We start from the raw sequence: 12221 nt of genomic DNA on the forward strand, positions 1-12221 counted from the left end.
TTTGTTTTTTTAAAGGTCGGGTCCCTGCCTGAGTCACAAGGGAATGGGTCGGCGGAGTCGTCGTATGTGGGTGAGAGACAGGTCGCGGACCGGGCGCGGGGTGGCGGGTCGAAACCGCCGACGCCGTCCCGGGGCCGGGCGAAGGCCTCGTCGGGCGCCGTCGGCTCGGGGCGGCCGTTCCCGGCGGACGCGCGGAGGGCGTCCGGGCTCTGCGGGTCCAGCGGGTCCTCCCCCGACGGGGTGCCGGCGCGGCTGGTCAGGGCGTCCCGCCCGGAGTCGCGGCGGGCGTGACGCCGCCGGTACCGGCGTTCGTGGCGCGGACCACCGGCGGGACGATCTCGGTGCGCTCCTCGAACGAGCCGCGGGCCACCGAGTCCGGGGACGGGCGATCGCGGTCGGAGCTGCCGGCCGGAAGGTTCAGCGCCAGGGCGGTCACCCCGACGCCGAGGACGCCGAGCGCGCCGACGAAGCCGCGGCGCAGCCAGCGCGCGTGCCCCGGCCGGTCGCCGGCGGCCGGGTCCGGGGCCAGTGGCACCGACCACGAGCCGGTGGTGCCGCTGACGGTGAGCTGGCCGGGGCCGGCGCTCATCGCGCCGAGCCCGCCGCCGGTGCCGGGCACGTCGGCGGTGAAGGGGATGGCGCGCAGCCGGGACAGCAGGTCACCGGGGACGGCGACGTCCGCCGAGGCGTGCAGCGCCTCCTTGGCCTCCCGCTGTGCCTGCACCGCCATGCGGCACTGGGCGCAGCCGGTCAGGTGGCGGGCCGCCCGGGCGGCCGGACCGCCACCGAGCTCGCCGTCGACCAGGGCGGCGATGGCCTCCTGGGCCAGGTGGCTCTCCGGGATGTTCACCCCGCGCTCCCCTCCGCGACGGTGCCCTGGCTCACGGGCCGGCGCGGCGCCAGGTGCGCGAGCGCCTCGCGCAGCTGGACGCGGCCGCGGTGGATGCGGCTGCGCACCGTGCCGAGCTTGATGCCCAGGGTCGCCGCGATCTCCTCGTAGGTCAGCCCCTCGATGTCGCAGAGGACGACGGCGACGCGGAACTCCGGGGAGAGCGCGTCGAGCGCGGCCTGCACCTGCGGGTCGAGGTGGGTGTCGGAGTAGACCTGCTCCGGGCTGGGCGCCGTCCCGGGCAGTCGCTCGGTGTCCTCGGGCAGGGCGTCGAACCGGATCCGCTGCCGGCGCCGCACCATGTCGAGGAACAGGTTGGTGGTGATGCGGTGCAGCCAGCCCTCGAAGGTGCCCGGCGAGAAGTCGGCCAGCGAGCGGAAGACCCGGACGAAGGTCTCCTGGGTCAGGTCCTCGGCGTCCTGCGGGTTGCCCGAGAGCCGGTAGGCCAGCCGGTACACGCGCGCGGAGTGGTCGCGCACGACCTGCTCCCACGTGGGTGCGACCCACGCCTCGGTCACGGCGGGGGCGGGGTCGGGGGCGTCGGGCACGGTCCCAGGATCGCAGACCGGAGCCGTCGTCGACCCCCCGACGTCAGCGGGTCGGGCGGGGGCGGCTCTCTCGGGGCGCACGTCGGTTCCAACGGGCCGGGCTCGGGCCGGTGTTCCCGTTCACAGGGAGCTCACAGCTGCGTCGGCAGCCGGGCCCGGACGGCGCGGCCACTACCCTCGGCCGGTGATGAGCGCCTCGAGGACGACGGGCGAGCGAGCAGCGCAGCGAGGTGCCCGGAGCCGAGCGCGAGTGAGCGAGGAGCGCCACGAGCCCGGGGGCGGGCGGTGAGCACCGAGGCACCCGGGCGGGACGGCGCTGCGTACGCCGACCGCTTCGCCGCTGAGACGCCCGCGCTGGTGTCGGCCCGGTCCCGCGCCGCGGGGCTGACCGGCGCGCCGCCCGTGACGCCGGCGGAGGGCGCCACCCTCGCCGTCCTCGCCGCCGGGTCCGCGGCCCGCACGGTGGTGTCGATCGGCAGCGGCGGCGGCGTGGCCGGGCTGTGGCTGCTCGAGGGCATGCGCCCCGACGGCGTGCTCACCGTCCTCGACAGCGACGCCGAGGCGCTGCGGGCCACCCGCCGGGCGTTCGCCGAGGCCGGCCACCCGCCCGGCCGCACCCGGATGATCTTCGGCACGACCGGGGAGGTCCTCCCCCGTCTCTCGCCGGGCGCCTACGACATGGTCGTCTGCGCCGGGGCGCCCACCCAGTACGCCGCGCACCTGGGCGCGCTCGTCGAGCTGGTGCGGGTCGGCGGGACGGTGGTGTGCCACGGGCTCCTGGACGGCGACCGGATCGCCGACCCCCGCGCTCGCGACGACCAGACGGCGGCCTGGCGGGACGTCGCCCGTGCCGTCCGCGAGCACGAGGACCTGACCTCCGCCGTCCTACCGATCGGGGCGGGCCTGCTCGTCGCCACCCGGCGCCAGTAGCCCGAAGGGGTACTCCGCGACCGGCGCCCACGGCCCGCCGAGGTAGCGCCACAGACCCAGGCCGCGCGCACCGACCCGGTGCGGCACGAACCCGGCGGCCAGCCGGTCCCGCAGCGCGCGGGCGACCGCCGGCTCCACCTTGTTCTGCACCGTCACGTGCGGCGCGTGCCGCTGTCTGTCCTGCGGGGTGAGCCACGGCTCCCAGCCGGCCGCGGGCCCGCCGCGCAGCGCGGTGAGCTCCGGCGCCTCGAGCGTGTAGGCCACACCCCGGCCGAGCAGCCGCAGACCGGTGACCGCGACGTCGAAGCCCGGCCGGCGCGCCGCGTCGGCGAGGTCGGCCGCGACGGCGTCGGCCCGGTCGCCGGGCAGCGCGTGGAACAGCGTGACGTGCGCGGAGAGGTGGTTGCGCTCGGCCGGGAAGTGCGCCGCGCGCAGCCGGTCGAACCGCTCCTGCGCCTCGGGGTCCAGGAGCAGCGTCACGATCAGGGGCTCGGCGACGGGCGCGAGCGCCTCCGCCCTAGCGATGGGCGCGGGCGCCCTTGCCGAGGACGGTCACGCCACCGTCGCTGACGTGGTAGCGCTCGCGGTCGGCGGCGAGGTCGACGCCGATGCGCGTCCAGTCCGGGACGACGACGTTCTTGTCGAGGATGGCCCGCCGGACGTAGGCGCCCTCGCCGACGTACACGCCGTCCATGAGCACGCTGTCCTCGACCCGCGCGCCCCGCTCGACGCGCACCCCGGGCGAGACCACCGAGCTGTGCACCGAGCCGCCGCCGATGATCGAGCCGGCGCTGACCATCGACTCCTCGGCCCGCCCGCCGAGCACGAACTTCGCCGGCGGCTGCTGCGGCGGCAGGGTGAGGATCGGCCAGCGGTCGTTGTAGAGGTTGAAGACCGGAGTGACCGACACCAGGTCCATGTGCGCGTCGAAGTAGGAGTCGATCGTCCCCACGTCGCGCCAGTACCCGTGGTCGCGCTCGGTGGCGCCGGGGACGATGTTGGTGGAGAAGTCGTAGACCCACGCGTCGCCGGCGTCGGCCAGCATCGGCATGATCGAGCCGCCCATGTCGTGCACCGAGTGCTCGTCCTCGGCGTCCTTGCGCAGCGCCTCGAGCAGGGCGTCGGTGGTGAACACGTAGTTGCCCATGGAGGCGAAGCTCTCCTCGGGCGAGTCGGGCAGCCCCGGCGGGTCGGCCGGCTTCTCCAGGAAGCCGCGCACCCGGCCCTCCCCGTCGGCGTCGATGACGCCGAAGCCGGTGGCCTCCTGCCGCGACACCCGCAGCCCCGCGATGGTGACGCCGGCACCCGTGCGCAGGTGCTGGTCGATCATCTGCGCGGGGTCCATCCGGTACACGTGGTCGGCACCGAAGACGACGACGATGTCCGGCCGCGCGTCGTAGATCAGGTTGAGGCTCTGGAAGATCGCGTCGGCGCTGCCGGTGTACCAGCGGGGGCCGAGCCGCTGCTGCGCGGGCACCGGGGTGATGTAGTTCCCCAGCATCTGGGAGAGCCGCCAGGTCGTGGTGATGTGCCGGTCGAGGCTGTGGCTCTTGTACTGGGTGAGCACCGCGATCTGCCGGATGTCGGCGTTCACCAGGTTGGACAGGACGAAGTCGATCAACCGGTAGTTGCCGCCGAAGGGCACCGCCGGCTTGGCCCGGTCCTGCGTCAGGGGGGTCAACCGCTTGCCCTCTCCGCCGGCCAGGACGATGCCGAGAACCCGAGGACCGCCACGCATGCACCGCAACGTATCCGCTGATCGCCACGGGCGCTCCACCGCGGTGCGCGCCTTGCACCCCTAGGGTGACCTGCGTGCGGATCGGCATGGTGACCCGGGAGTGGCCGCCGGACGTCTACGGCGGCGCAGGCGTGCACGTGGAGCACCTCGCGGCGGCGCTGCGCGCGCTGCCCGACGGGCTCGACCTCGACGTGCACTGCTTCGGGGCACCACGGCCGGACGCGAACGGCCACGAGGTGCCGGCCGGGCTGCAGGGCGCCAACGGCGCGCTGCAGGCGCTGGGGGTGGACGTCGAGATCGCCGGTGCGCTGGCCGGCGTCGACCTGGTGCACAGCCACACCTGGTACGCCAACGGCGCGGGGCTGTTCGCCTCGCTCGTGCACGGCACCCCGCACGTGGTGACGGCGCACTCGCTGGAGCCGCGCCGGCCGTGGAAGGCCGACCAGCTCGGCGGCGGCTACCGGCTCTCCTCCTGGGTGGAGCGCACCGCCTACCTGGCCGCGGACGGCGTCATCGCGGTCAGCCACGGCATGCGCGACGACGTGCTCGACGCCTACCCCGACCTCGACCCGGCCCGCGTGCACGTCGTCGGCAACGGCGTGGACGCCGAGGCCTACCGGCCGGTGCACGACCCCGACGTCGTCCGCTCGCTCGGCGTGGACCCCGACCGGCCCTACGCGCTGTTCGTCGGCCGGATCACCCGCCAGAAGGGCGTCGTCCACCTGCTGCGGGCGGCCGAACAGCTGCCCGCCGACGCCGGGCTGGTGCTGTGCGCCGGCGCCGCCGACACCCCGGCCGAGCGGCAGCAGGTCGCCGACGCGGTGGCCGAGCTGCAGTCCCGGCGGGACGGCGTGGCGTGGATCGAGGCGATGCTGCCGCGCGAGCAGCTGGTGCCGCTGATCACCGGCGCGACGGTGTTCGTCGTCCCCTCGGTGTACGAGCCGCTCGGCATCGTGAACCTGGAGGCCGCGGCGTGCGGCACCGCGGTGGTGGCCAGCGCCGTCGGGGGCATCCCCGAGGTGGTGGCCGACGGGGTGACCGGCCTGCTGGTCCCCCACGACCCCGACGACGTCGCCGCCTTCGAGGCGGGCCTCGCCGCGCGCGTGACCGAGCTGCTGCACGACCCGGAGCGGGCCGCCCGCATGGGCGCCGCGGGCCGCGAGCGGGTGCTGGCCGAGTTCGGCTGGCCCGCGATCGCCGAGCAGACCGTGGACGTCTACCGCGCGGTGCTCGCGGCCCGGGGCTGAGGACGGACCACCCTTCACCCCACGCTCGGCGCGGGCCCCCGGACGGTGGCCGTCCGGTACCCCACCGGGCGCCCAGCGACGACCGGGGTGATCGGGCGCCGGCACCCCACCCGGGCGGCGTCGGGAACGGGAGGACTCGTGTCGCAGGCCGTCGCGCCCGTCGTCCAGGTCGGGCTGGTGGCCGCTCCCGGGGCCCCGGCCGAGCTGGCCGGCTGGCTGGCCGGGCAGCTCGGCAGCGAGCTCGCCGCGGCGCACCCGCAGGTGCGCTGGGAGGTGCGGGCCGTCGAGGACGGGCTGGTGCAGCCCCCGGCGGACGACGACGAGATCGTCGCGGCCACCCGCCGGCGGCTGCTCGCCGAGGACTGGGACCTCGCCCTGGCGCTCACCGACGTCCCGCTGGAGGTCGACCGGCGGCCGGTGGTCGGCTCGGCCAGCCCGGTGCACGGCGTCGCGCTGCTGTCGCTGCCGGCGCTGGGCGCCGTCGGGCTGCGCAAGCGGGCGCTGCAGACCGCGCTCGGGCTGGTGCGCACCCTGCTGGGCACCGGCGAGGACGGCGACGCCGACGACCGCGCCGCGATGGGACGACGGCTGCGCGAGTTGGCCACCGACCCGGCCGACGGCACCGCCGGGGTGGCCTTCACCGCCCGCGTGCTGTCGGGCAACCTGCGGCTGCTGCTCGGCATGGTGCGGGCCAACCGGCCGTGGCGGCTGGCGGTACGGCTGTCCCGGGCGCTCACCGCGGCGATCGCGGCCGGCGTCTTCGCGCTCATCACACCCGACATCTGGGCGCTGGCGGACAACTCCGGCTGGCCGCGGCTGACGGTCATCGCCCTCGGCTCGGTGGTCGCCGTCGTCGTCACCCTCGTCGTCGGGGCGGAGCTGTGGGAACGACCGCGCTCGCGCCGGGTGCGCAAACAGGTGCTGCTGTTCAACGTGGCGACCACCGCCACCGTGGTGATCGGCGTCCTCACGCTCTACACCGTGCTCTTCACCCTCGCGTTCGCCGGCGCACTGCTGCTGGTGGTGGGGTCGCTGTTCGCCGACGGACTGGGCCACCCCGTCCACCTCTCGGACTACCTGGAGCTGGCCTGGCTCACCTGCTCGCTGGCGACGGTGGGCGGCGCGCTGGGTGCCGGGCTGGAGTCCGACGACGCGGTGCGCGAGGCCGCCTACACCTACCGGTCCGAGCAGCCAGCGCACTGATCCGGAGCGAGATCTTCCCGAACCCCCCGTTGTCGGCATGCCGGATGATCGGTGCGTGTCGATCGCCACGCGCTTCCGTGCCGCGCTGGACGGGCTGAGCGAGCCCGCCGGCCCCGAGCTGCTCCCCGTGCGGCTGTCCGGGGCCTGCGCCCGGACGCTCCGGGTGGACGGCGCGGGGCTCAGCGTGGGCGCAGCCGGGGAACGGCGGGTCCCCCTGGGGGCGAGCTCGGAGACCGCCGCCCTCGCCGAGCGGCTGCAGTTCACCGCCGGCGACGGCCCCTGCGAGGCCGCCCAGCGACACCGGGAGCCGGTGTTCGCGGCCTCCGCCGACCTGCAGCGCCGCTGGCCGGCCTTCGCCCGACTGCTGGCCCGGCACACGCCCTACCGGGCGGTGGTCGCCCTGCCGATCGGCGAGACGCTGGCCGGCCCCGGCGCCATGGACCTGTTCTTCACCGACGAGACCGCCGTCCCCGACCTCGACGTGTTCGAGGCCATGGCCGTGGGCGACCTGGTCAGCGCGGCGCTCGGGGACGCCGCCGTCTGGGCGCCGTGGTCGCCGGAGGGTGGCCCGGCGTGGCTGCACGGTCCGGCGGCCAGGGCTCGCGGACAGGTGTGGACGGCGCTGGGCCGAGTTGCCCTGGCCCGGGAGCTGAGCGCACCGGCGGCACTGGACGTGCTGCGCTCCGCGGCCGGGGCCGCCGGCCGCACGGTCGACGACCTCGCCGGCGACGTCCTGGCCGGCCGGCTCGACCCCGCGGACCTCGGTCGGCCCAACGGCCACCTGCCGGCGTCCTCCCACTGACCGGCGGGTCTCACGCTGGGTCACCGCCCGGTTCCACGCGGCCCCCTCGGTTGGGGGTCCGACACCCCCGGGGTCGGGCTGTCCCCGTCCCGGACCGGTCGGCAGACTGGCCCGGTGCCGCGGGGGCGGCAGCGCGGCCGTGGGGAACACGACCGCGGCGGCGCGGACGGGGAGGAGGCGACGACGTGATCACCGTCCTGCTCGCGGACGACCACGCGTTCGTCCGCGACTCCCTGGTCGAGCTGCTGCACACCAGCGGTGACCTCACCGTGGTCGCCGAGTGCGAGGACGGCGGGCAGGTCCTCGACGCCGCTCGGCGCACCCGGCCCGACGTCGTCCTCCTGGACCTGGCCATGCCGCGGGTCACCGGCCTGCAGGCGGCCCGCGAGCTGCTCGACGAGCGCCCGGAGTCGCGGGTCGTCGTCCTCACCGGTTCGCTCACCCCGGCCCTGGTGCGGGAGGCCCGCGAGATCGGCGTCGTGGGCTACCTGCTCAAGGGCGAGGACCCCGGCGCACTGCCCGGCCACGTGCGCGCGGTGGCCGCCGGCGGCACCGCCTGGAGCCCGGCCGCGACCTCCGCGACCGCCGGTGACGGCGCGGGCTCCCGCTGAGGTTCACCCGTGAGGGGGAAGGGAGCAGTACGGAACCGCACCGAACCCCTCACGGAGGGTGATGGATCGCTCCGGAGTGCTCGGGGCCACCCGGGACCTTGGTCCTGAAGGGGGGTAAAGCCCCTGGTCAGGCGCGCGGATGTCCGGTCCGATGATCCCGCTCTCCCGCAGTGGCGGGCCGGGCACGGGATGACGACGGGGGTTCCCATGACGCTTGCCCAGCTGGAGCGGCCGACCGAACTGGCACGGGTCCTGGTGGTCGACGACCACCGCACCTTCGCCGAACTCCTCTCCGGGGCGCTGACCTCCGCGGGGATGGACGCGATCGGCACCGCCCACTCGGCGGCGCAGGCCGTGGCGATGGCCCAGGAGCTGCAGCCCGACATCGTCGTCATGGACATCGAGATGCCCCGCCAGGACGGGCTGGCGGCCACCCGCCGCATCCGCGAGGTCGCGCCGGACGCCGACGTCGCCGTGGTCACCGCCCACCGCGACCCCGACTGGGTCGTCCGGGCCGCACAGGCCGGCGCCTCGGCGTTCATCCCGAAGGACGGCTCGCTGGCCGAGATGATCGACGTCCTCTCCCGGGTGCAGCCCGGGCAGATGCTCGTCGCGCCCTCGACCTTCGCCGGGGGCGCGCCGCGGGCCTCGGCAGCCGGCAGCCGGGGCGCGGTGCCCCAGCTGACCCGGCGCGAGCAGGAGGTCCTCGACTGCCTCGGCCGCGGCATGCAGGTCAAGGCCATCGCCCGGGTCCTCGGCATCACGCTGGAGACCTGCCGCGGCTACGTGAAGTCGCTGCACGCCAAGCTCGGCGTCCGTTCCCAGCTGGAGGCGGTCGTCAAGGCCCAGCAGCTGGGGCTCCTCGGCGCCGTGGATGAGCGCTGAGCCCGGCTCCTCCCCTCCCCCGGGACCCGCTCCCGCCCGTCGCCGCACCGCCTGGGGCCGCGAGCTGGCCGCCTTCTGCGCGGTCGCGTTGCTGGTCCTGCTCGCCGTCTCGGCGGGCACGATCTGGCTGAGTGAGCGGATCGCGCGGGACAACGCGCTCGAGGAGGCCGAGGGCGTCGCCGAGCGGCTCGCCGAGCTGCTGGTGGCCCCTGTCCTCGCGGAGGCGCTGGCCGGGGTCCCCGGGCGGTGGGAGGAGCTCGACCGGGACGTGCGCAACCGGCTGAGCGACGGGTCGGTGACCCGGATCGTCGTCTGGCGGGCGACCGGCGAGATCGTGTACTCCAGCGAGCGCGGACAGCAGGGCCGCACCCTCCCGCCCTCGGACGGCCTGCTGACCGCGATCGGCGGGCAGACCGTCGCCGAGGTCGACGAGCGACCGGAGACCACGCCCGGCGACGGGGCGCAGACGCTGCTCGAGGTCTACACGCCCCTGACCGTCGCCGGTGAGCAGCTGGCCTTCGAGGCGTACTTCGCCTACGACGGCATCGACCGCCAGGCGGCGCGGCTGCGCGGCCAGATCATCCCGATGGCCATCGGCGCGCTCGTCGTCCTGCAACTGGTGCAGGTGCCCATCGCGGCGTCGCTGGCCCGCCGGGTGCGCCGCCAGGAGGCCGAGCGGACCGCGCTGGTGCAGCGCAACATCGAGGCCTCCGACCGCGAACGCCGGGCCATCGCCGCCGACGTGCACGACGGTCCGGTGCAGGACCTCGCGGGGGTGAGCTACGCCCTCTCGGCGCTGCGCAACAGCGTGCCCGAGGAACGGCAGCCGACCGTCGACAAGCTGGTGGGCGCGATCCGGCACGCCGTCCAGTCGCTGCGCCGGCTCATGGTCGACATCTACCCGCCCGACCTCAGCGGGCCGGGCCTGGGTGTGGCGATCGCCGACGCCGCCGAGCCGCTGCGCGCCGCCGGCATCGAGGTGCTCATGGACGCCGCCCCGCTGCCGGAGACCGCGCCGGACGTGACGGCGGTGCTCTACCGCACGGCCAAGGAGGCGCTGGCCAACGTGGCCCACCACGCCCAGGCCAAGCGCGCCTGGATCACCCTCGAGGAGACCGAGCTGCGCGGCGCACCGGCGGTGCGGCTGGAGATCGCCGACGACGGCGTCGGCTTCCCGGCGTCCACCGACAAGCGCGCCGACGGCCACCTGGGCCTGTCGCTGCTCCGGGACCGGGTCGTCGAGCTGGAAGGCACCGTCACGTTGGGTGATCGGCCCGGTGGCGGCGCGATGCTGACCGCCGTGGTGCCGGTACACCACGGACAGTGACGCCACGAGCGGCCGACCTGCGCGGACCCCCCAAATGCGGGAGCCCCCCGCCCCCTCGTTCCGGCTGTGACGAGGGCGGCGGACGCGGGAGTGTTCCTCCGACGATCACCGCAGGTGAGTGAGGAGCACCCCGATGGACACGCCCAGCCTGAACCGTCGCGACGTCCTCAAGGTGTCGCTGGTCGGGACCGCGGCCATGGCCCTTCCCTACCAGGCCGTGCTCTCGGCCAAGAGCGCCTCGGAGCTCGACGCGAAGAGGATGCCGCGGCCCTACGTCGCTGCCTTCACCGCCCCGCCGGTGCTGGCGCCGTACCGGACCGACGACAAGCCCGGCGACACCTACGGCACCGTGCCGGGGACGACGACCCCCGTCACCGGCGGGGCGTACGTCGGCACGGACTATCACCGCATCGAGCAGCGGCCGGCGCAGGCGGACTTCGGCACGGGCGTCAAGACGACGGTGTGGGGCTACAACGGCCTGGTCCCCGGCCCCACCATCCGCGTCTACCAGAACGGCATGCAGACGCGCCGGGTCGTCATGCAGCAGATCAACAAGCTGCCGGCGAAGCACCCGACGCTGGGCTACGTCCCGTGGACCTCCACCCACCTGCACGGCTCGCCGTCCAAGCCGCAGTTCGACGGCTACGCGGGCGACCTGACGCAGCCGGGCGAGTGGAAGAACTACATGTACCCGAACAACTGCTCGCCGCGGACGCTCTGGTACCACGACCACGGCGTGCACCACACCGCCCAGAACGTCTACATGGGCCTGGCCGCGCAGTACCACTGCGTCGACGAGCAGCTCGAGCGCGACCTCGGCATCCCGCGCTACGACCGCGCCAAGGTCGGGACCGGCCGGCCGCAGTACGAGTTCCCGCTGACCATCAGCGACGTCATGTTCGCCAAGAACGGCCAGCTGATGTGGGACGACGACGGAGAGTCCGGCGTCTACGGCGACGTCATCCTGGTCAACGGCGTGCCGTGGCCGACGATGAAGGTCGAGCCCCGCAAGTACCGCTTCCGGGTGCTCAACGGCTCACTGGCCCGCGGCTACACGCTCCGGCTGAGCAACGGCAAGCCGTTCACCGTCATCGCCACCGACGGCGGCTTCATGCCCAGGCCGCAGACGGTCACCCAGCTGACCATCGGCATGGCCGAGCGCTACGAGGTCGTCATCGACTTCGCCGACCTCAAGGGCACGAAGGTCCAGCTGATCAACGGCGGTGTGAAGAACGCCCGGGACTACGACCACACCGGCAAGGTCATGCAGTTCGAGGTCGGGACGACGGTCACCAGCACCGACGGCAACAGCGTCCCGAGCACGCTGGGCCCGGTGAACCCGGTCATGACGCTGGACCCGGCCGCGTCGGTGGCCACCCGCCGGCTGCGGCTGGAGCGCACGAACGGCCTGTGGGTCATCAACGGTGAGACCTGGGACGACGTCGTCAAGACCAAGTACGAGCACGTCTTCGCCAACGTCGCGCGGGCCAGCACCGAGATCTGGGAGGTCGAGAACTCCTCGGGCGGCTGGTTCCACCCGCTGCACGTGCACCTGGTCGACTTCCAGGTCCTCAGCCGCAACGGCCGCCCGCCGCGGCCGGAGGAGCGCGGCCCCAAGGACGTCGTCTACGTCGGCGAGGGCGAGACCGTCCGGGTGATCATGCGCTTCGACCACGAGGAGGGGCGGTACATGATCCACTGCCACAACCTCTCCCACGAGGACCACGACATGATGACCCAGTACCAGGTGGGTCACCACGACCTCGACTGCGACTCCATCAACACCGCACCGCCCAAGAGCGGCGACCCGGACGAGATGGAGGACGCCCTCGAGGAGGCGGCGGAGCAGGCCGAGGAGCTCGCGGAGGAGCTCGCCGAGTCTCCGCCGCCGGCCCCGACGGGCACCGGGACCACCGGCACCGGGACCACCGGCACGACGACGGGGACCACCACCGGCGGCACCGGCTCGACGACGCCCCCCACCACCTGCCCCTTACACACATCTGACGCCGCCGACGTCTCTCTAACGTCACGACACTGA

The 12221-nt window shown here is 74.6% G+C and carries 12 protein-coding genes; 8 read left to right on the top strand and 4 right to left on the bottom strand.

Translation table 11 applies throughout. The features are described from left to right. Nucleotides 1-256 precede the first annotated feature (256 nt). Together CNO22_RS29785 and sigE are read right to left on the bottom strand one after the other, a co-directional pair. A complete protein-coding gene (locus tag CNO22_RS29785; protein WP_100501221.1) occupies nt 257-850 on the bottom strand; it encodes an anti-sigma factor family protein in 594 nt (197 codons plus the stop codon). After that, nucleotides 847-1437 carry an RNA polymerase sigma factor SigE gene (gene sigE / locus CNO22_RS21105; RefSeq protein ID WP_100501222.1) on the bottom strand — a complete coding sequence of 197 codons (591 nt, stop codon included), beginning with the start codon at nt 1435-1437 and terminating at the stop codon, nt 847-849. Before sigE ends, CNO22_RS29785 begins: the two co-directional genes overlap by 4 nt. A gap of 285 nt (nt 1438-1722) precedes the next feature. Here sigE and CNO22_RS21110 point away from each other — a divergent pair, with 285 nt between their 5' ends. Next, nucleotides 1723-2367 carry an O-methyltransferase gene (locus tag CNO22_RS21110; protein WP_100501223.1) on the top strand — a complete coding sequence of 215 codons (645 nt, stop codon included), beginning with the start codon at nt 1723-1725 and terminating at the stop codon, nt 2365-2367. Here CNO22_RS21110 and CNO22_RS21115 read toward each other — a convergent pair. Beyond that, on the bottom strand, nt 2323-2847 hold the full coding sequence (locus CNO22_RS21115; protein ID WP_232807227.1) for a 2'-5' RNA ligase family protein: 525 nt from the start codon (nt 2845-2847) through the stop codon (nt 2323-2325). The two genes, CNO22_RS21110 and CNO22_RS21115, sit on opposite strands and share 45 nt — an antisense overlap. Nucleotides 2848-2884: 37 nt before the next feature. Further along, entirely contained in the window at nt 2885-4105 is a 1221-nt protein-coding gene (glgC, locus tag CNO22_RS21120) for a glucose-1-phosphate adenylyltransferase (protein WP_100501225.1), read from the bottom strand. Between the two features lie 74 nt (nt 4106-4179). Between glgC and glgA the strand changes: the two genes are divergently transcribed. The 7 genes from glgA to CNO22_RS21155 all read left to right on the top strand — a co-directional run bounded on the left by glgA (nt 4180) and on the right by CNO22_RS21155 (nt 12221). Then, nucleotides 4180-5352: a glycogen synthase gene (glgA, locus tag CNO22_RS21125; protein WP_100501232.1), complete on the top strand. Its 1173-nt coding sequence runs from the start codon at nt 4180-4182 to the stop codon at nt 5350-5352. 138 nt (nt 5353-5490) lie between these two features. Further along, nucleotides 5491-6555 (top strand): hypothetical protein, encoded by a 1065-nt coding sequence (locus CNO22_RS21130; RefSeq protein ID WP_100501226.1) that lies wholly within the window; start codon nt 5491-5493, stop codon nt 6553-6555. Between the two features lie 55 nt (nt 6556-6610). Further along, entirely contained in the window at nt 6611-7357 is a 747-nt protein-coding gene (locus CNO22_RS21135) for a GAF domain-containing protein (RefSeq protein WP_232807228.1), read from the top strand. Between the two features lie 185 nt (nt 7358-7542). Then, complete coding sequence (locus tag CNO22_RS27900; protein WP_157937048.1) at nt 7543-7968, top strand: response regulator; 426 nt, start codon at nt 7543-7545, stop codon at nt 7966-7968. 207 nt (nt 7969-8175) lie between these two features. Then, complete coding sequence (locus tag CNO22_RS21145) at nt 8176-8853, top strand: response regulator (RefSeq protein ID WP_198588490.1); 678 nt, start codon at nt 8176-8178, stop codon at nt 8851-8853. Further along, on the top strand, nt 8843-10180 hold the full coding sequence (locus CNO22_RS21150; RefSeq protein ID WP_157937049.1) for a sensor histidine kinase: 1338 nt from the start codon (nt 8843-8845) through the stop codon (nt 10178-10180). The genes CNO22_RS21145 and CNO22_RS21150 overlap by 11 nt, the downstream gene beginning before the upstream one ends. A gap of 133 nt (nt 10181-10313) precedes the next feature. Beyond that, nucleotides 10314-12221, top strand: a complete 1908-nt coding sequence (locus tag CNO22_RS21155; RefSeq protein WP_100501231.1) for a multicopper oxidase domain-containing protein — start codon at nt 10314-10316, stop codon at nt 12219-12221.

Source organism: Geodermatophilus chilensis, assembly GCF_002802985.1.
Taxonomy (GTDB): domain Bacteria; phylum Actinomycetota; class Actinomycetes; order Mycobacteriales; family Geodermatophilaceae; genus Geodermatophilus; species Geodermatophilus chilensis.

What these genes read in the sequence shown, in the direction of transcription:
- CNO22_RS21155 (WP_100501231.1), top strand. Translation starts at nt 10,314, where the DNA reads ATGGACACGCCCAGCCTGAACCGTCGCGACGTCCTCAAGGTGTCGCTG.
- CNO22_RS21145 (WP_198588490.1), top strand. Translation starts at nt 8,176, where the DNA reads ATGACGCTTGCCCAGCTGGAGCGGCCGACCGAACTGGCACGGGTCCTG.
- glgC (WP_100501225.1), bottom strand. Translation starts at nt 4,105, where the DNA reads ATGCGTGGCGGTCCTCGGGTTCTCGGCATCGTCCTGGCCGGCGGAGAG.
- CNO22_RS21150 (WP_157937049.1), top strand. Translation starts at nt 8,843, where the DNA reads ATGAGCGCTGAGCCCGGCTCCTCCCCTCCCCCGGGACCCGCTCCCGCC.